The organism is Ruegeria sp. CDSB086, assembly GCF_059611065.1.
On the sequence record NZ_JBXWOV010000006.1, the window covers coordinates 50,066 to 68,913 of the forward strand.

General features: G+C 53.1%; 15 protein-coding genes and 1 tRNA gene. 12 read left to right on the forward strand and 4 right to left on the reverse strand.

The window, feature by feature from the left end; translation table 11 throughout:
* Positions 1-258 precede the first annotated feature (258 nt).
* From AC2FIO_RS13265 to AC2FIO_RS13280, 4 genes are all read left to right on the forward strand, one after another.
* Positions 259-990 (forward strand): TVP38/TMEM64 family protein, encoded by a 732-nt coding sequence (locus AC2FIO_RS13265; protein ID WP_496698593.1) that lies wholly within the window; start codon positions 259-261, stop codon positions 988-990.
* A 4-nt stretch (positions 991-994) separates the two neighbouring features.
* Positions 995-2,413, forward strand: a complete 1,419-nt coding sequence (locus AC2FIO_RS13270) for a dihydrolipoyl dehydrogenase family protein (RefSeq protein WP_496698174.1) — start codon at positions 995-997, stop codon at positions 2,411-2,413.
* Positions 2,414-2,431: 18 nt separating this feature from the next.
* Positions 2,432-3,814, forward strand: a complete 1,383-nt coding sequence (locus tag AC2FIO_RS13275; RefSeq protein WP_496698176.1) for an ATP-binding protein — start codon at positions 2,432-2,434, stop codon at positions 3,812-3,814.
* A gap of 64 nt (positions 3,815-3,878) precedes the next feature.
* Positions 3,879-3,955 (forward strand) — tRNA-Arg (locus tag AC2FIO_RS13280).
* Positions 3,956-4,851: 896 nt separating this feature from the next.
* Here AC2FIO_RS13280 and AC2FIO_RS13285 read toward each other — a convergent pair.
* Complete coding sequence (locus tag AC2FIO_RS13285) at positions 4,852-6,717, reverse strand: tyrosine-protein kinase family protein (protein ID WP_496698178.1); 1,866 nt, start codon at positions 6,715-6,717, stop codon at positions 4,852-4,854.
* On the reverse strand, positions 6,708-7,235 hold the full coding sequence (locus AC2FIO_RS13290) for a type II TA system antitoxin MqsA family protein (RefSeq protein WP_496698180.1): 528 nt from the start codon (positions 7,233-7,235) through the stop codon (positions 6,708-6,710). The genes AC2FIO_RS13285 and AC2FIO_RS13290 overlap by 10 nt, the downstream gene beginning before the upstream one ends.
* Before the next feature lie 769 nt (positions 7,236-8,004).
* On the opposite strand from AC2FIO_RS13290, the gene AC2FIO_RS13295 reads away from it, so the two are divergent.
* Complete coding sequence (locus tag AC2FIO_RS13295; protein WP_496698182.1) at positions 8,005-8,571, forward strand: SRPBCC family protein; 567 nt, start codon at positions 8,005-8,007, stop codon at positions 8,569-8,571.
* A gap of 241 nt (positions 8,572-8,812) precedes the next feature.
* Here AC2FIO_RS13295 and AC2FIO_RS13300 read toward each other — a convergent pair whose 3' ends face one another.
* The gene (locus AC2FIO_RS13300) at positions 8,813-9,739 is read right to left on the reverse strand and encodes a DMT family transporter (protein ID WP_496698184.1); all 927 of its coding nucleotides are present in this window, start codon (positions 9,737-9,739) and stop codon (positions 8,813-8,815) included.
* A 360-nt stretch (positions 9,740-10,099) separates the two neighbouring features.
* Between AC2FIO_RS13300 and AC2FIO_RS13305 the strand changes: the two genes are divergently transcribed.
* Entirely contained in the window at positions 10,100-10,729 is a 630-nt protein-coding gene (locus AC2FIO_RS13305) for a hypothetical protein (RefSeq protein ID WP_496698186.1), read from the forward strand.
* A 148-nt stretch (positions 10,730-10,877) separates the two neighbouring features.
* On the forward strand, positions 10,878-11,672 hold the full coding sequence (locus AC2FIO_RS13310) for a DUF2971 domain-containing protein (RefSeq protein WP_496698188.1): 795 nt from the start codon (positions 10,878-10,880) through the stop codon (positions 11,670-11,672).
* Positions 11,673-11,721: 49 nt separating this feature from the next.
* Here AC2FIO_RS13310 and AC2FIO_RS13315 read toward each other — a convergent pair whose 3' ends face one another.
* Positions 11,722-12,300, reverse strand: a complete 579-nt coding sequence (locus AC2FIO_RS13315; protein ID WP_496698190.1) for a hypothetical protein — start codon at positions 12,298-12,300, stop codon at positions 11,722-11,724.
* A gap of 109 nt (positions 12,301-12,409) precedes the next feature.
* Here AC2FIO_RS13315 and AC2FIO_RS13320 point away from each other — a divergent pair, with 109 nt between their 5' ends.
* The 5 genes from AC2FIO_RS13320 to AC2FIO_RS13340 all read left to right on the forward strand — a co-directional run bounded on the left by AC2FIO_RS13320 (position 12,410) and on the right by AC2FIO_RS13340 (position 18,817).
* A complete protein-coding gene (locus AC2FIO_RS13320; protein ID WP_085823238.1) occupies positions 12,410-12,685 on the forward strand; it encodes a helix-turn-helix domain-containing protein in 276 nt (91 codons plus the stop codon).
* Positions 12,686-13,076: 391 nt separating this feature from the next.
* The gene (locus tag AC2FIO_RS13325) at positions 13,077-13,808 is read left to right on the forward strand and encodes a hypothetical protein (RefSeq protein ID WP_085823237.1); all 732 of its coding nucleotides are present in this window, start codon (positions 13,077-13,079) and stop codon (positions 13,806-13,808) included.
* Entirely contained in the window at positions 13,805-16,015 is a 2,211-nt protein-coding gene (locus AC2FIO_RS13330) for a TnsB C-terminal domain-containing protein (RefSeq protein WP_496698193.1), read from the forward strand. The genes AC2FIO_RS13325 and AC2FIO_RS13330 overlap by 4 nt, the downstream gene beginning before the upstream one ends.
* Positions 15,960-17,003: a TniB family NTP-binding protein gene (locus tag AC2FIO_RS13335; protein WP_496698195.1), complete on the forward strand. Its 1,044-nt coding sequence runs from the start codon at positions 15,960-15,962 to the stop codon at positions 17,001-17,003. The genes AC2FIO_RS13330 and AC2FIO_RS13335 overlap by 56 nt, the downstream gene beginning before the upstream one ends.
* On the forward strand, positions 17,000-18,817 hold the full coding sequence (locus AC2FIO_RS13340) for a TniQ family protein (RefSeq protein WP_496698196.1): 1,818 nt from the start codon (positions 17,000-17,002) through the stop codon (positions 18,815-18,817). The genes AC2FIO_RS13335 and AC2FIO_RS13340 overlap by 4 nt, the downstream gene beginning before the upstream one ends.
* The last annotated feature ends 31 nt before the right edge of the window (positions 18,818-18,848 follow it).

Consider the following 18,848-nt stretch of genomic DNA (forward strand, 5'->3'; position numbering starts at 1 on the left):
ATTCGCCTGCCCGTGGTGTTCGAAGCCCGTCCTCTACTGGGTAGTGGGGGGTAAGTCAAACCCCTAGGTGGGGGTTTTCGTGGCTTTTGCAACAATTCTGTAGTCGGGTCGGACAAAACGTTTCAAAACAGCGGGATTATCGCCCCAAACCCTCACATTCCTTACCAAAAACATCAAGGCAGCGTGAGCCCCCTGTTGCGTAGGGCGCAAGCAGCGCATGTTGGGGTCAGAATGAAACGTAACAAACCGGACAGCCTTATGAGCGAAACGACTCAGGCACCGCGCAATGGGTTGGCGCGGCATATTCCATTGCTGGTGATTCTCGCCGTCGCTGCGGTGGGGTTCTTCACACTGGGCGACTACCTGACTTTTGAGACGCTGCGCGACAATCGTGAGGCGCTATTGACCTGGCGCGACGCCAACTATTGGGCAATGGCTGCAGCTTTCGTTGGCATTTACATTATCATCGTCGCGTTTTCGCTGCCGGGTGCCGCAGTGGCGTCAATGACCGGCGGGTTTCTTTTCGGCCTGTTCGCCGGAACCGTGTTCAACGTGTTTGCGGCAACCATCGGAGCCTCTGCAATCTTTCTGGCGGCGCGCTGGGGGTTGGGCGAATCCCTGACAAAACGGCTTGAGTCCTCGGAAGGGACGATCAAGAAACTGAAAGACGGGCTACGCGAGAATGAGATCTCGGTGCTGTTTCTATTGCGTCTTGTTCCCGTTGTGCCGTTTTTTGTGGCCAACCTAGTGCCGGCGCTGGTCGGCGTGAGGTTCCGCAACTTCCTGATCACCACCGCGCTGGGCATTATCCCGGGCGGAATCGTCTACACATGGATCGGCGTCGGGCTGGGTGGTGTGTTCGATCGGGGCGAAACACCTGATGTATCGCTGTTATGGGAACCATTTGTGATTGGCCCGATCATCGGCTTGTGTGTGCTGGCCACGCTGCCAATTGTCATCAAATCCCTGCGTGGCCGAAAGGACCGCTGAAATCATGCAAGAATTGAAAACCGACATCCTGGTGATTGGCGCCGGGTCCGGGGGGCTGTCAGTCGCTGCTGGCGCCAGCCAGATGGGGGCCGATGTGATTCTGCTGGAAGGTCACAAGATGGGTGGCGATTGCCTCAACTTCGGCTGCGTCCCTTCCAAGGCTCTGATTGCCAGCGGCAAGGCAGCTTACGGTCAGGCACATTCTGCCGCGCTGGGCGTGGCTGACGTGGTACCGCAGGCCGACTACGCCGCCGCCAAAGACCACGTTCACGATGTTATCGCTCAGATCGAGCCGATGGACAGTCAGGAACGGTTTGAAGGTTTCGGCGTAAATGTGATCCGGGAATTCGGCAGCTTCGTCTCTCCGACACAGGTGCAGGCGGGCGACAACATGATCACCGCACGGCGCATAGTGATCGCGACGGGCTCTTCGCCTTTGGTGCCTCCGATTCCGGGATTGGATCAGGTGCCATTCTATACCAATGAGACGATCTTTGACCTGCGCGACAAGCCTGAACATCTTTTGATTATTGGTGGCGGACCGATCGGGATGGAGATGGCGCAAGCGCATGTCCGACTGGGCTGTAAGGTCACGGTTGTCGAAGGCCTGAAGGCGCTGGGCAAGGATGACCGCGAGGCCGCCGCGGTCGTTCTGGACAGCTTGCGCGCCGAAGGTGTGGTTATTCATGAACAGGCTATGGTCGCCCAGATTCGCGACAACAAAGGGGCCATAGAAATTGTGACCGAGGCGGGTGAGATCTATTCGGGGTCTCATTTATTGTTGGCCGCCGGGCGTAAGGCCAACACAGACCGTTTGAACTTAAAGGCTGCCGGGATTGAACCAACCCGCAACGGGATCAAGGTCGATGACGCGCTGCGCACGACGAATCGCAGAGTTTACGCCATTGGCGACGTCGCTGGTGGTCTGCAATTCACTCATGTCGCTGGATATCACGCAGGGATCATCATCCGTTCTGCGTTGTTTGGCCTGCCCTCGAAGGCAAAAGCCGCACATATCCCTTGGGCGACCTACACCGACCCGGAATTGGCGCAGGTGGGCCTGACCGAGGCTCAGGCCCGTGAACAACATGGTGACAAGGTCGAAATCGCGCGCTTCGACTATCACCATAACGACCGGGCAATCTCTGAGCGGAAAACCAAAGGGTTCATTAAGGTCATGGTCGTAAAGGGTCGGCCTGTGGGGGCCACAATCGTAGGGCATCAGGCCGGAGAGCTGATCAACTTGTGGTCGCTTGCGTTGGCCAATAACCTGAAGATGGGTCAGATCGCTGCGATGGTTTCGCCCTATCCGACGATCGGAGAGCTTAACAAACGGGTGGCGGGTGCCTATTTCTCGCCAAGGCTGTTTGAGAATCAGATGGTTAAACAAGTGGTCAGGTTCGTCCAACGCTGGATGCCCTAGCCAAGAAGGGAGAGCAGATTGAATTCGCTGTCGGGCCGATTTCTGATCCTGACGACGGTCTTCGTGATGTTGGCCGAGATTTTGATCTTTGTTCCTTCAATCGCGCGCTTTCGCGAAGACTTTCTGCTGAACCGGCTTGAGCGCGCGCAGATCGCGTCATTGGCGCTGCTGGCTGACGATATGCTGGCTGAAGACCTTGAGGCCGAACTGCTGGCCAACGCGGGTGTCTATAACGTCGTGCTGCGCCGCGATGAGGTGCGCCAGCTTATGCTGTCTTCGCCGATTCCGGAACAGATCACCAAGACCTACGATCTGCGCGACGCAGGGCCTTGGGTGTTGATCCGCGACGCGCTGGCGCGACTGTTCACTACTGAGAACGAAGTCATCCGCGTTATTGGCGAACCCGTCAAAGGGGCAGGTCTGCTGATTGAGGTCACCATAGAGAGCATGCCGCTGCGAATGGCGATGACAGATTATGGCCTGCGCATTCTGGGGCTGTCCTTCGTAATTTCCATCATCACCGCGTTCTTTTTGTTTTTGGCTGTGCGCGTCGTTTTGGTGAAACCGATCAAAAGTGTTGTTGGTTATATGCAGCGCTATGCAGAGGCGCCCGAAGACGCGAGGGGAATCATCTCGCCCAACTCCAAAGTGACCGAACTTCGTGAGGCCGAGGAGGCGCTGCAGCAATTGCAGACCGAGCTGACGCAGGCCTTGAAGCAACGTGAACGGCTGGCGCAACTGGGCGGCGCGGTGGCCAAGGTCAGCCACGATTTGCGGAACATACTGACTTCGGCACAGTTGTTCACCGACCGGATTGAGACCAGCGATGATCCCTTGGTGCGGCGTATGGCGCCCAAGCTGGTGAACTCGATCACACGGGCAGTGTCGTTGTGCGAAAGCACGCTGGCCTTCGGACGTGCGGAAGAACCTGCGCCGACACTTACCATGGTGCGCATGCACGATGTCGCCGCAGATGTCGTCGCCAGCGAACAGCTGGCTGTTGCGGATGCTTGCGTCGAGATCGTGAACGACGTGCCCAAAGATCTTGTGGCCCGGGCCGACCCAGAGCAGATATTCCGTGTCATGATGAACCTTGTGCGCAATGCGCGTCAGGCCTTGGTGGCATCCGGGAAGCCGGGAAACATCACGATCGCCGGCTGCGAATATAAAGACGACTGGTGCGTCGAGATCAGGGATGACGGCCCCGGATTGCCGCCCAAAGCACGTGAGAACCTGTTCACTCCATTTCAGGGCGGGGTGCGTAAGGGAGGCTCTGGGCTAGGCCTTGCCATCTCGCAGGAGCTGGTACGTGGGCATGGCGGAGACCTGATATTGGCGCATACCGGGGCCGAGGGGACAACCTTTGAAATCAGGCTTCCGCGGGGCGATGGGACTTTTTGAAAACTTTTTGAAGAATCGACTTGCGTGTCCCGAACACCGGGTCTAAATACCGCCTCACCAACGCGGACCGATAGCTCAGCTGGATAGAGTACTTGACTACGAATCAAGGGGTCGGGGGTTCGAATCCTCCTCGGTCCGCCACTGGTTTCCTGTTGAACGTCACACGAACCTGACCCAACCGTCATAGTTGGACCAGAAACAAGGTGAGCGTTCGACATCGGAAGGCGCCCCCGATGTTGGACATCAGTTGAATTATGACCTTTGCGTCATAAACTGAGCCAAGTCTTCCATTTCAGACTTCCGCAGACAGTTTCGTTTGATCTGACTTCCCTTCTTGAAAATCAGGGCTGATTTGCAGATCAGACGCCGAAGGCGCCTGTTACTGCTGATCTGCCACGTGGCGAACGCGGAAGGGGGCGAGGCAATGCTATTCGACAGGGGTGGTGCGGCCCGCAAGCGCAGCTGAGGACACGGCCCTGTCTAATAGGGTTGCCCGAGGGGGAAGGCAGCGCTTTCCCCCTAACGGCCTGGGGCGTTTGGCTTGTCCAAATCCCGCTGGCCCACAAAAGGAAAGTGGTGGGGAAGAGGGCCCGCCGACATCTGCGATTGTACCATTTTGTCAAACTGCAAAAGTAACAGTGGCCACCAAGCAGACCTTCGCTGCGTTTGCAGTACGTGGCGTGGTAGACGGCAGCTTTGTGCAGACATCAGACTTTGAAAATATCAAATTGACCATGCGTTGTTTCGTAGACCAGACAAGTGGTAGCGGTGAAACGTGTTCAATCAAACCTTATTGGGAACAGCACGCTTAGCTTGTGCTGGGAAACCAAAAAACCCTGATCGATAGAAGAGAAATACGACGAAAAAAGGCGCTTCATATGAAGCGCCTAGCAAGATCGTTTTTCGGTAATCGGTGCGAGATCAGTCGTCTGACCCAGGATGATAGATCATCTCAAAACTCCAATGTGTACCTGATTCATACAGGAAAATAGTTATTAAGTGATGAAGTGTCCAGTAACAAACTGCTTGATATCACGTCAGTGCAAATAGTTGTCAGTTGCTTTACGCTGGCGCAAGAAGCGAGGAAGAATAGCCTTCTCGTTCTCAATTGCATCTGCCATCTCCGCGAAATGCTCGGTTAACTCTTCGCTTGTTGAGTTGAGATAGGTCCAGCAACTAAACGACATGTCTCCCGGCGAGAGTAATTGTTCAGCTAATTTAAGCTGCATCAATGCTTCGTCTCGGTGACCGAGCGCCCCGTGAGACAATGCGAGGCACTGCCTTGTATTCACAGAACTATCAGGTGTTTGCATCTCACGGCTATCAAGAAATTCCGCAAGCAGATCTTTCGGGGGGGCACCATCAATCGCCCAAGCGGCCATAGAGCGATTGAAAAGGTTTTGGGCTCTAGACTTGTTGCCGTCCAACTCAATACTCTTGTCGATGTACTTCAAAGCCTGGTTAAATTCGCCCGAGGCGATCAAGCATAAGCTGGTGTAGTTGTGAGTCCGCATTCTTGCGTTCTCCGACAACCCCCTAAATTTACTCAAGGTCAGCAACCGATGTGCACAGTGCGGAACAGCCTCTTCCCAAGACATCAAAAAGGAGACCACCGATAGAATTGCTTTGTATTGATCGTCAGGCCTATCAAGGACGACTTTGACCGCGGAGCTCCAGTCAGTTGAGAGCTCACTTAGCAACTGAAGTGCGGGAATTAGTTCGAAAGCCGTTGCGCTGTTTGACTTTAGGATGGCCATCAGATCGCCTTCTGAGCCTTTTGTATCATTGTTGAAGGCAAGGGACTTCGCGCTGCGAATCAATCTGGCCCTGTCAACCTCATAGCCCTTGCTGATTGCAATGCCCAACGCCTCCAATTCGTAGGCCTGATCGCCAAACGCATCAAAGGCTTGTGCCGCAAAGAAACCAATCTCCCCATCATCGGGATGAAGGAGAAGAATATTCCTCGTCTGCTCGTGCAGATCTTCCCGTCTAAATGTATCGTTGGCGACTCTCGCTTTGTTAAGTTCATCGGGCGCAGTACTTAATGTGTAGATTGCACCCTCACGATCCTCGAAGTTTTGGCCTATTATTTGCAGTCTAAGAAACTCATACTCTCTGGAGAGCTTTGAGTTGGGTCTGCTGATGGAGAATGGACCAGTCTCAAGAATGTCCAGACTCTGATAGTGGTGGATAACGGCTGGAAACTCCCAACCATTATTGAGGTCTTTGCAAGCTTGTCCCATCAGCTTGGCCAGAATGTCTTTTTCATCATCAAGATCAGGTACGTTAGTTGGAGTAACGTGAAGAGCAATTTCGGCACTGTTGAGCGAATTCTCGTTTCTTATGCTCTCGACTATCGGAATTAGGCCTGAAATGTTTGAAGCGTTGGGCAGGAACATCACGCTAACGGCGTCAGGCAAGTGCCGCGTACATATTCCGCCAACATCAGTATGACCCGTTCTGCTATCAATCAACACATAGTCAAAGCCTTGGTCATCATATTGCGACCATTGCTGTTTGAGGTCTTCGAATAGCAGATAGCCATCTTGCTCTTCGTACAACTTTTTCCAGTCGATATCGTTGAGCTTGTTAGTATAGTCATAGTCAGTATTGCAGCCTGCTGGCATTACCCAGATTGGCTGCCCCGCAACTTCGCAGGGTACAATAAAATCATGGCAATCGGGAGCGCTACCGCTATTCCGATATTCGGTCACATAGTCAACAATGCCCCGTTTACCAGCAGATTTGCTAAAGATGTCGAAGTCTGGAAGGCTGGGAGCCTCCAGGTCGAAGTCTACGGCAAGTACCCTACGCCCACTTTTTGCAAGCAGAGCGGCAATATTCACGAGTGCAAGTGTTCTTCCGACGCCGCCTTTGTATGAGTAGAAGGTAACTACATACATGCCATTGCCTCGTTTTGACGACTACGAGGAGGCCGAAGTGAAAAGGTGCTTGCTCGCCGCCTCATTGCTTCAGAGATCGGCGTTCTAAAATTCCCAGCCCAAGGGCTTCGGGCTTCACCATTGGCGGCTGGCTCCAAGTTTCGAAGTTGACGGTCCAAAGCCGCGCCTTGGATGACGAGGCCAGTCTCCCAGCGCTTTATCGAAGCGACACCGATCCCGGTTTTCGCGGCCAGTTGAGCTTGTGACACGTTCAGCCGACGCCGAAGCTCGACTATTTCACGTGGAGTGAGCCTCCCCAAAAAATTACATACAGCCTCGTGCTTTAGCTCTTCGGCTCCTTCGCCGAAGTAAGCTTCATCGCACGCACTACATTCAGTTACGGGAACACGCACGGCTAACGTGATCATTTTTCCGCCATGACGGTAATCAAATTCATGATTCGTGATCGATGTGGTTGCAGCTAAACAACCGCAAAGAGCACAAGTCTCTGGATTATGTGTCTTAGTCATGTCTGCCATTCCTATTCACCACTTGCGTGAAAGCTTCGCCCGAATACTTTGTCACCCACGATCTCCAGCTTGATGTAGATTTTCTCGCTGTAGTTACCCTCCACCAGCATTACATAGCCTGTTTTGCCAGGTGGCTTGTCCAACGCAATGATCTCTATCTCGACTCCGTCCTCAATGTGACAGGCGATGAACTCCCATGCTCCCGCTTCAGTAAACGGTGATGTCGAGCCCTTTTCGCACACGCTTGTTGGATGCCACCGCACAGGGCGTTTGCGAGAGAAGCTAGCTTGTCGGTGACGCTTAGACCTACAGAGCTCGGCAAGCCTTGCGCGTAAGTCATCGGGCACCACCATTTGGGTTTACTCACGTTCAGAGATATTCGGTTGGCATCATATGATACCAAATCTTATCAATGTCAAGCCAATCTCGAGAAAGGCCAACATGGAAGCCAATATTGAAAGCGACCGTTGTTGATAGGTTGTTCAAAAAGCGCACCTAGGGGCGGTCGCAGGGATAGCTCACCCACCTTTACTCACGGGCATTCCCAACGTCCGGTCTATGCAGTTCACGACTTGCTGCAAGAGCGAAATTTCCAGTGCTATCGGAGGTCCGGTAAGGGCTCTTACCACCAATCGATAACCACCGCAGAGAATGGCGGCAGTGAGTCCATAGTTCCGGATGCTGGCAGTGAACAAATGCCGGCTCTTTTGAACTTTGGGCCGGTTTACTGTAGAGTAAGCTTATTCCACCTAAATAATACAAGTCATTGGAGAACAGAATGTATACAAGCATGGTTCCCTTGATCGCAGCATTGACCTTTGCATCCCAAGCATATGCTCAACAAAGTGGGTCGCTTGAGGTCACTCCTGAGAAGATATTCTCGAATTTTGAGTGCAAAGTAGAAGCTCCCTTGGATGAAGTTTATGCCGCACTTTCAGATGTAACAAATCACAACAGAATTCTTAGCAACATCGTGTCTCGCACCATAGTTGATCCGAGCGACTTAGGCTCTGTCTTGAAGGAGAATGAAGTCTTAACCGTCTCGACCGTAGTTGAACCCGAAGAGCGACTTGCCTTGGCTCTATTTCGCTTTTTTCCTCCCAACAGGGTTGAAGAGGAGATGATCACGGATCCTTTTGACGGTGCTGGTACAGCGAGCGCTGAACCCCTTGATCGGAAGGCGGGGGCGATAGTTTGGGACTTAGAGCCTGCCGGTGAAGGCACCTTGATAATAGTTCAATCTGAATTCGCACCCAAAACCGGCCGAGTTTATTCCGAAGAACGGGTCAATTCTATTTGGTCGACCCACTGTGATATGTTGGAGTTGGAAGCTAATTCACGCTAGAAGCGCAGTGCTAACTCACCTGCGCTTAGCTGGAAACTCCCTGCAGTTTGCCTGAAAAGCGGACGTTACGTCTGCCCGGGTGCAAGTATGTTCTGTCCCGCAGATTTCGTGTTCACAGGTCTGCGCTCCAACCAAAGCTGTCGTTTGCATACGCAGCACCCAGGTCACGCGGCAACGGCAGGATTGGGCTCAATCTGCTTGTCCAAACTCGCCGTAGAGAAAATCGGCAACGAGACCAAAGCTACCTCTCAAGCTCCTTGCTGATCACGGTCGTCACAGTTCGAGTTGAGCGACTTTGAGTGAGAGCTATCGCGCCCAAAACCAGCGCGCAGGCCAGCGCCTGTGTACCCGTGATTACTTCACCGAATGCAAGAACGCCAACAGCAAACATCGTGGGTAGTTCAATACTTCCGACTACAGCAGTGCGCGCTGCCCCAATAATAGGCGAACAGATCGTGTAAATCAGTTGCGGAATTAGCGCCGTCACAAGGCCCAACCCGACAACTAGAAACCAGTCGTCCCCACCTTCTGGTAGGATTTCGCCCACCTCGGATGAAAGAATGAGAGGGGCAAGGCCAATGACCGACCCAAGCGAGACTGACGCCATTCTGGCTAAAGGCGCAATACGTGACAGGCGGTGCACGAGAACACATATGCCGAAGCCAAAACCGAAAGGTGCCGCTAATGAGACGAGAAGGATTGGAATTTGGTCCGGTGGCACAGATGCCGGAGAACCTGCGAATATCGCAGCAGCGACGATCAATCCAGCCGCAACAAGGCTGCGCCGCGTTGGTTGATCACCAAAAAGCGCCCATGCGATGGCAATCGTAAACACCGGATAGGTCATGTAGAGTACGCCAACCGTCGATGCAGGAACAGTCTCAAGAGCAGTAACATAGCCGACCCAGCCAAGACCCATCACTGCGCCCGCAACCATACCCCAGACGATTTCCCGCCACTTTGAGTGATGCATTACAAGTGCGGGCAAAAGGACAACCGCTGCCAAGATGTACCGATAAAAGGCAACCGCATAGGGAGCGAGACCCTGATCGGTGAGCCCACGGCTAAAGTAGGGTACAAGGCCAAAACAGATGGATGCAAAAAGCACACCAACGACCGCAAGGGCATAGGGTATGGCGTTCCGCTTGGCTGAGGTTAGTTGGTTCATTGCTGACAACTAACACGCTATGTTGCGGTTGACATCGTCAAGACAAATGAACGGCAACTTTGTACGCGTTCGCGACCTGCTGCATGAGCGAAAGACCGAGGTGTGATCAAGGTCTGGTAAGGGCTCGAAACAGAGGAGAGGCCACTAGGCTGACGTTCACTGCAAGTGAAACACTGACCCGTGGCTAAGGCAGCTTTGCGCTAGTTGGCACTGGTCAGTGAGATCATCTCAAAAGGCCAAATAAGCCACGTGGCAAGATTTGCCTTCCCGGCAGATTTGGGCTTTGCAACACCTCGACAGAATGCAAGTTCCTAGATTGGAAAGCACTTCGGTAAACGTAACCAGCATACGGAGATTGTTTTGACGGATATGTACTCTTCCAGCGATAAAGACGTCGAGGGTATCGCGCTGCGTTTTGCAAAAGAGCTGAGAGTTTTAGCCAATCATCAATTGAATATTGTGGCGATAAACGGGGTACTCTTCTCTTACGGGCAACTTCGGCAGTTAGGGGAACAGTTTTCACTCAACCCGAACAAAGTACCACTAGATGAAATGTATCTTGCTCATGAAGCGCTTACGACGAGTGTAGTGGCGTCGTATGGACGCTTGTTCACCGCCGGTAAGGGTGCGTCAAAGCTTGATCCAGATAAAATTCCAGTGGAGCACAAGGCCGCGCATGACGAACTCATAAGCCTCCGTCACAATAGGTACGCGCATAATGGCGACCACGAGTCCACTACCAAGAATTTGGAACTTACAGAAGTAGATGGTGCAGTAATTGTATCGTTTAAAATGACGGCTGGTTTTTACATAGGAGGTTCGGATTCGTGGGAGGCTTTGTTTTTTTGGCTCAATAGGCATCTTCTGGAATCTCTAAGCAGCTACCTCGAACACCTGTCTCGCAAGTCGGGTATCGAATGGAAGATGGAAGAAGGACCTGCCCCTATGTGGGTTGGTAGTCTGTACGATGACAGCACGGAAGCAACTTGAATGATGCGGTTCACAACTTACTGCAAATGCGAATCTGCTAACTTTCCCAGGTCCAGTAAGGGCTCGAAAGATACGCTCGAGAGTCAACGAATTGGGGGGACAACACTTGAATTATGAAAGGCCGGGAGGATTCTATACTGACGATTTCATGTTCGATGTGATGGGTATCGAAGAGTTACCGTCCTTCCTCTATCAATATACAACTATTGAAAGCCTCGAGAAGATTCTCGAGTCGTGCGCGCTGCGCTTCTCGCGACTTGACACAGTGAACGACCCGGAAGAAGCGATGGCCTCCGATGTGCCGCTGGCTGCAAGTTCTCTATTCGTGTCCTGCTGGTCAGGAACAGAGGTCGAGCAAATTCCAATGTGGTCGATGTATGGAAAAGGTTTCGGCGGCGTACGAATGAAGCTCCCGGCCAACATGTTTTCAGGTCGCAATAATCCCAAAATCTTCGAGAAGGGTGGTGCCTTACTTAAACTTGATAGTTGGTATTCAATCCCCCGAAAGCCGCCTGCTTTGAGCACAAAAGGTTGTGCCATTATTGGTCCAAACAAGGTCTACTATAGTAACGATACCGCCTATCGGAATCGGAACTTGGTCTACCGTCACGAAGGGACGGCACATTTCTATCCGTACGATCTCGGCATGGCAAAGGGCACGAATTGGTCATATGAACAGGAGTGGCGTTTCAAGATCGCATTATTCAACTTCGAAGGACAATTCCCAGACGACGAATATTTTAACAAAGTGACGCTTGATCTCGCGACCTACCCAGTCGTACCTACGGCACTGTTCATCCCTTTGGCCTCCTCCGCTCTCGATGAATTGGAGGTTACAGTTGGGCCAAAAGTTGATGACGCCGCCTTTACGAGAGTCGAAACAATTCTCGCGAAACATGCGCCTAGAGCGACGCTAGTCCACAGCGGGGTCAAAATTCGCTGAGGGTCCAGCCATTTTACACTTCGCTTATCAAACGGCTTCTTTACGCTTCTTAGGTGCCCATTATTGCTTTTGCCTTAGCCCATGAAATCCCTAACCTTCTGCTCAACTCGTTGACTGAAGGACAGTCTTGAAGCGCTTTTTGAACTTCAGTGCTATCGAGTTGAATTGGAGGTCTTCCTGAGCGAATTGGAACTTCTCGATGCTTCAGGCCGTCAGAAAGTGTCGTTGTCTTCAGCCCATGGCGTTTTGCTATCTGCGCTAAAGGTATACGAGATTCATAGTCCTTGATTGCGCGTTCCCATGGATCCAAACCCAGCTGATCAAGCAGCCTCCAAAGAGACTTGCGAGAGCAATAGTACCTTGCACGTAGATCCTTGAGCGTTTCTACGGCATGAAAGTCTGAAATGAGATACTTAGACGAGAACTGAAAAGGCAACCCTCTAGTGTCTTTCAGCCAGACCGTCGTAAAGAGATCACCATCTTCGCCCAAACGAATATCGGAGCGGTCTACCGCTGCCGCGTCAATTTTCCGGAAAGTTCTGTAGTTGTTCTGAACCTCCCACATGTTGTGGGCGAGCCTACAGGCGACTTTCTCCTTAGCTCGCATTTTCCATGCCCATTCTTCCAAGAAGGTGTTTTTGCAATTTGGTGCAGCGTTTAAAAGATTTGACTGCCGTGCGCACGATCAAATCTATTTGGGATAGTTGAAAAATCGACTCCATTCGCGAGGTCAAGTCATGAGACACAACGATATCCCTATCGACCGAGCAAGGCACGCGCGGATCAAGTGTGAACTAGAAATCAGAGGGTTGAAGCTCACGGACCTAGCGCAACGGATCGGTGTCGGAGCCAGCGCCGTCAGCTCTGTGTCGCTTGGGAAAAGCCGTTCGGAGAAAATCGAAAAGTACCTGGCTTCTGTGTTAAATCAGTCGGTTGAGGAGCTGTTTCCTGAGCGCTACGCCCAATCAGAGGTGGCCGAGGAGCAAAGCCCCGGGAACGCCGTAAATCCCTAGTTCTGGAACGGTTGTGGCGTTGCGATGGGACCCATTTGTGAACCAGAAAGGACCGAGATCCTATGTTTCAGACTGAGGCCAGACAACAGTCTATTGGGTGTGGGTTCGCCAGTTTACGCAAACTACTGAATTCGCGCATCGAGCAAGCCTTAGTTGATGTCCTCGATGCACCTGTCTTCGTGCTGTTCTAGCCACTTCAAAGAAAGGAGAACAACAAATGAGCCTCTAGAAAAAGCAAAGCCCCCGAGAGTTGCAGCTCTCGAAGGGCTTGGTGCAAAAGAATAGATGCTCTTTGCACCTCATTCATGACCCAAAATTTGCGACCCGTCAACCGCGCTGATCGTTTTAGCGGGCGGGTCGCCTTTTGTCTCCACAAATGAAGAGGAGCCGAATGGCGCGGGCAGAGCTCGCAGCCACGGCAAGAGATATGTCTAAAGATGACAACGACGATTTCTATCGTCCCCCTGAGCCAACCACGGCTGGGCTGATGTTTCCTGCGCGCTCACAGTTCACTGCGCGCGGTTTTACCTTAGCTATGACACCTGCCGAAATGTACTGGCGGCAGTTTATTTCAGCGAGTCAACATGAACGGGTAACCTGCCTACTCGCACTCGCGGATCCAAACCTTTGGAACCTGCATGATCAGCCGCGTCCCGTCAGCTATATTGATGCCTCAGGGCGTCAGCGCACGCATCGCTTTGATTATCTGGCGGAGTACCGGGACGGATCCAAGGTTGCGATGGCCGTCAAACCCGCTGAACGGGTTGAAAGGCTGAACTTCAGAAGCACGCTCGCTGCAATCCGCCGCGATCTGCCGAAGGGATTTGCTGACAAAGTCTGCCTCATCACTGAACACAACCACCACCCAAAAGAAGTGCAAAACGCAGAGCTTTTGAACTTCTTTCGGCGCTGCCCAGACGAAGAGGCCGATCTTCTAGTTGCTGAGCTTGTTTCGGGTCTCACAGACGAACTCTCGATCAGTGATCTCATAAAACCTCTGGACCTTGGCGCGCGCGGGTTCCGGGCGGCTTTCCGAGCCATCTACGCGAGGCTTCTTAAGGCCAATTCGCGTGAACTCATCTCCATCAACACAATTGTTGCCCCCGGAAAGGACAGGCCATGAAAGATATCCAGTTTCAGCTTAACATTAGCCTTGAAGACTCGGTGCTCGGAAAGGGTGAGCTTCACTTTGTTCAAAAGGTCACGGACAACACGGTGACCCTGCTGGCAAAGCAAGCGGGTGCTGTACCCCTCACGTTTACCCATGCGGAGCTCGCGAGTTTGCTCGAAGATGGGCATTTCTCAATCGAATATGGCTACTTCTCTGATCGACAGGCCGCCCGCCGTGCGCGGGCTGGGCGTGCGCTGCTCTCGCGGTTGTCTCTCAAAACTCAGTTTAATGCGTTTCTTGGCGAAGCCTGGTGTGAATCGATGAGTGAGGGTGAAGACGAAAAGTGGTTCAATAGATCATCAAAGCGGTGGTCTGAATTTCTGCCGAAACTGCAGGAACGCGTACAGCAGAAGCTCCACGATGGGCTGCTTAAAAGCATGAATGGCGAGGGGGTTGATCCCGCATTGCTCTCCTATGTGCCCGGTCGCAGCAGCATCATGAAAAAATACCGTGAGTGGGAAAAGACCAGAGATCCGATGATCTTTGTCAAAAAGTCGATCTTTAATGGTCAAAACGGGAAGCGCGTCCACCCCCAGGTTGAAGCGATCATTCAGATTGAGCTCGCGAACTACCTTCATCCTAACGAGATCTACACTTCGCAGGTATTGGAAGCCGTAAATGCTGAAGTGCGGCGAAAGAACACCGCTCTTGGCCTCGCTGGCGAAGACCTTCTCCTGGAAGCCTCCCAGAGCACGATTGAACGGTGCATCAATGAGTTGGATCGGTTTGAAGTCGAGGCCGCGCGCAAGGGAGTCGCGTATGCCAAGAACAAGCTGGGAGCCCATGAGGGGGGCATCAAGCTTCATGCACCATTGCTTCGTGTCGAAATGGATGAGTGGGAAATTGATCTCATGTCGATCTTGCAAGGTGCAGGGGCCGATATCACCCATCCGAGCCTGCGTGATCTTGAGCTTGGCCGCTACTGGGTATGCGCCGCCATTGATGTCGCCAGCCGTTCGATACTCGGTCTCAAACTTTCGACCAAGCCAAGTGCCGAAGATGCGAAAGCAGTCGTCTGGATGGCCATGCGCGACAAGACCATGCTCGCCTCCCAGTTGGGATGTGAAACATCCTGGTCACAGCATGGGCATGTCTATCACGTTGTTGTCGACAACGGTCCGGCCTTTGTAAACGCAGACTTCAAGGCGGCGCTTTCCGATTTGGCGATCGACTATTCTGTCCTACCTGCTGGGGTTCCCAAATTGAGAGGGGTTATCGAGCGTTTGTTGCGCTCGATGGCGACTTTGTTGATGCCATATTTGACGGGGCGCACTTTTTCCAACCCGCAGCAAAGGGGGGATTATCCATCGGAAAAATACGCGGTGCATACCGCCGAGAGTATCCTGGAGTTGCTGGTACGCTTCACCGTCGATGTCTACCACAATCGCAATCACCGGGGATTGGAGTACGCAACACCAAACAACATGTGGGACAAGCTGGTCAGCGAGTTCGGCTGGTCTCCCCCGATGAGCAAGCACAAGCTCCGTCACATCCTGGGGCTGAAATTCAATCGTGAGACTGGCCGGCACGGTGTCCTGATGAACGGCGTGAACTATCATTCCAAACGTCTGGCGGAACATTTCCAAAAATACGGTCAACAGAGTGTCGAAGTCAGTATCGATCCCGAAAATATGGGGCACATTTCTGTCTGGTTAGAGAGCGGAAAACACAGTGGGTGGTCTACGCTGGGCGCAAGAATCGAAGGGCTCGAAGGGGTATCGTTCGCCTCCTGGGAGCGGTCAGTCTTTGAACTGCGTCAGAACAATCGCGCGGCCGCCAGTTTGACTCAGAGTGTGGTGGACCGTGCCATTCGCAGGATCAAGGAGATCGACGCTGAGCAATGCGCAGCGCGGCAGCTTGGCCCGATCAAGCTCACCAGCGATCAGATCAGACGTGCGCAGAAAGAGACGTTTTGGGGTCTGTCTTTAGGTTCTGATCCGGAGATTGCCTCTGACAAAAAGGCGGCAATACCTGATCCGGACGTTGGTTTCCTGTCAGATGAAATTCCCTACCTTCCCGGCCCGCTGCCCGAGGAGGAGCCAATACTGACAGAGGATAACGAGAGGGAATGGCTCTTCAGTGATGAACTTGAGGACGACGATGGTGATCGGAGCGGATCAGACGATTCCCAGGAAACCGAGGAGAAGGGCTATGAATAAGCACAGCCAAAAGTTTCAGTTTGACAAGATCATTCGCAAAACCGTGCAAAGCTTGAGGCAGCTCTACATCCCGCTATCAGAATACGACAAGCTAGATGCGCGTTTTGGCAGCATTCTTGAACAGCGACGCGCCGATGAGGCCGATGGTGTCGCATTCCAAGCTCGAAGCATCATGCTGGTGGGGCCATCCGGGAGCGGAAAAACTACTGCCGTGCGGTATCTCAAGCATAAATACAGGCACGCGCTGGCGACGGATCCGGAGAAGGAATTCTGCGAGTTTGTTGACCTTCAGGTGCCAAGCCCCGCAACGATGAAGTTCGTTGGTGCAGCTACGCTTCGGGCGCTGGGATACCCCTACGCTGGCAACAAGCAAGGTCCGGCGATCTGGGATCAGGTCAAAGTGCAACTCAAATTGCGGCAGACGCTCTTTCTTGGTTTCGACGAGGCACAAGATTTGGCCCGTTACCAAACCGAAAAAGAGCGCCAGTCAGTGGTCAACACCCTGAAGTCTCTGATGGAAAACTCCGTCTGGCCGGTAGGGCTGCTGCTGTCCGGGATGCCGGATCTCAAGAAAATCGTAAATCAGGATGCACAGCTCGCTCGGCGGGTTGATCCAATCGAATTCAAACGATTGCACGCGGTGCGCGATGTCGAGCATGTCATCAAGATCGTTCAAAGATACGCTGATCGGGCGCAGATCGATGTAGATGCTTCGGTTAGGAACGAGGCATTTGCCATGCGGTTGATTCATGCGGCGGACTATCAGTTTGGGCTTTTGGCCGAGATTGTTGTCCTCGCGGTTTCACATGCGCTGTTTACAGAAGGGTTCGAAGCAAAACTGAGCATTCGGCATTTTGCTGAGGTCTACAGCGAAAGGAATGGAGCAGAGGTCTGGATGAACGTCTTCATCGCCGAGGACTACGGGCGCATCAATCCAAGAAAGCTTCTGGACTACGGAGACAGGCCTGAAGATGGAGAAGATGCATGAGGCCCCTGCTGAATCCAATTCTCCCCTTCACAGAAGGGGAGACCCCGTCAAGTTACGTTGCTCGGTTGGCCCGACTGTTCACGAGCACGCCCCGTGATTTCTGCTCGGATCTTGGAATGCGATGGCCCCATATCTGCTCGGCGCATTTGGACCAGTTGGAGACGTTGTCACTGCTAACCAGTGTGCCGCTTAACACACTGGAACAAGGAGCGGCCAGGTTGATTGGGCCCTGCCGGTATCTCGTCGGGCTGTCATCAGCCACCAATGGTACGCTACGGCGTGCAACTATCCGCATTTGTCCGAGATGTATTGTGGAGGCTATGGAGGCTTCTGGTCCCGGGAGCGCGTTTCAACTTCTCGAGTGGTTGGTGCTGCCGATCGGGACCTGTGCCAAACACGGCGTTCCGTTACTCCAGCTTCCCAATGCACCGCATGCACATCTCACCTATGACGTGATTGAACAAGTGGCGCGTCATAGGGATCTGATCTTGGAGGCCGCTCAGGTTGCGAAAACACATGGGCGATCCTCGTTTGAAACTTACCTGAGCCGCCGTATCAAGAATGGGGTTTGTGGTGACTGGTTGGACTCTTTGGACCTGACGCATCTTCATCAAGCCGCTCTGACATTAGGCATGACACTTGCCATGGATCGCGGCGTGAGCCGCTCGGACCTGGACTTCGATCTGGAGCGCGCCGCCATGTCGGCCGGGTTCGAGGTCCTGAAGAGTGGACCGGAAAACCTGAAATCTGAGTTGGAACGTGCAAGGCGTCGGTCTTCCTCCAAGCGGTCTTATTTCACAACAGATATGGGCGAATTCTATACCTGGCTGAAAGACACTGAAGAGGACCCGGCAACAGCGGTGCTCAGGGCTTGCGTGCAGGATTTTGTACGGGAGAACTATCCGCTGCAGACCGGCGCGAGAGTTCTGGGTACGGAAATCTCAGCACCCAAACTCATCACGCTTGAACGCGTGCGGGAGCTACATGGGGTTGGCGAGGTTCGGGTGCGAGGCATTCTTGCCCATCTTCGCGGTCAAAACGCGAGCGACTTGTCAGATATGAAGGATGTCAGCCATGAGGATCTGGCTGCCGTGCTCGATTTCTGGTCTGGGTTGCAGAATATCAAATCCACCGCGACGCGGCTCAATATCCATCCGGTTCAGGTGAAGTCGCTGATCCGGCAGAATGTTCTGGAAGCCCATCGTTTTGGAACGTCTCTGCGGTATGTGTCATCCTCTTCTGTGCAGACCTTGCTGACCCGGCTTGAAGGCCTGCGCGTCGCATCACCGGCGCGTCAAAGGTTGCCCCTCGCAGAATACTGCCGACAGAGCTGGTTGCCTCTGGCTCGCGTTGTTGCTGATTGGGCAGCAGGCCGACTGACCGGTGTGTCGAGAGACCCGGACGTTGACGGATTGGCAGGAATTCTGATCGACTACACTGAGACCTTGGAAAAATCGGAGCGCGTGTTTTCTGGCGATCTGTCGCTTAAGGATGCGGCGGCACGCCTGAGAATAAGCGTCGGTTCTATCCGACGGTTAAGGGATGGTGGATATCTGAAGCAGATAAAAGCGCGAAACCCGGACACGCAGCACTACCGTTGCTACATCACTGAAGAGAGCATTCAGGCGTTTGCGGAGGTGTATGTGACGCTTGGACAAATGGCAGAGCACATTGAGCTCGCAGCGATCCATTTGGCCCGGGTGTTGGACCGAAGAGAAATCGAGACGATCCCCTGTGACGCCGGGTTTGTTCGCGCTTATCCGAAAGAGACACAGGGAATAGTTCGTGAATTGGCGAACAGAGTAACGAGTTAATCTGATCCGACGGTTTCAGTAGCCACAGCGC

What these genes read in the sequence shown, in the direction of transcription:
- AC2FIO_RS13330 (WP_496698193.1), top strand. Translation starts at nt 13,805, where the DNA reads ATGAAAGATATCCAGTTTCAGCTTAACATTAGCCTTGAAGACTCGGTG.
- AC2FIO_RS13340 (WP_496698196.1), top strand. Translation starts at nt 17,000, where the DNA reads ATGAGGCCCCTGCTGAATCCAATTCTCCCCTTCACAGAAGGGGAGACC.
- AC2FIO_RS13320 (WP_085823238.1), top strand. Translation starts at nt 12,410, where the DNA reads ATGAGACACAACGATATCCCTATCGACCGAGCAAGGCACGCGCGGATC.
- AC2FIO_RS13325 (WP_085823237.1), top strand. Translation starts at nt 13,077, where the DNA reads ATGGCGCGGGCAGAGCTCGCAGCCACGGCAAGAGATATGTCTAAAGAT.
- AC2FIO_RS13310 (WP_496698188.1), top strand. Translation starts at nt 10,878, where the DNA reads ATGTTCGATGTGATGGGTATCGAAGAGTTACCGTCCTTCCTCTATCAA.
- AC2FIO_RS13265 (WP_496698593.1), top strand. Translation starts at nt 259, where the DNA reads ATGAGCGAAACGACTCAGGCACCGCGCAATGGGTTGGCGCGGCATATT.
- AC2FIO_RS13290 (WP_496698180.1), bottom strand. Translation starts at nt 7,235, where the DNA reads ATGGCAGACATGACTAAGACACATAATCCAGAGACTTGTGCTCTTTGC.
- AC2FIO_RS13300 (WP_496698184.1), bottom strand. Translation starts at nt 9,739, where the DNA reads ATGAACCAACTAACCTCAGCCAAGCGGAACGCCATACCCTATGCCCTT.
- AC2FIO_RS13295 (WP_496698182.1), top strand. Translation starts at nt 8,005, where the DNA reads ATGTATACAAGCATGGTTCCCTTGATCGCAGCATTGACCTTTGCATCC.
- AC2FIO_RS13285 (WP_496698178.1), bottom strand. Translation starts at nt 6,717, where the DNA reads ATGTATGTAGTTACCTTCTACTCATACAAAGGCGGCGTCGGAAGAACA.
- AC2FIO_RS13270 (WP_496698174.1), top strand. Translation starts at nt 995, where the DNA reads ATGCAAGAATTGAAAACCGACATCCTGGTGATTGGCGCCGGGTCCGGG.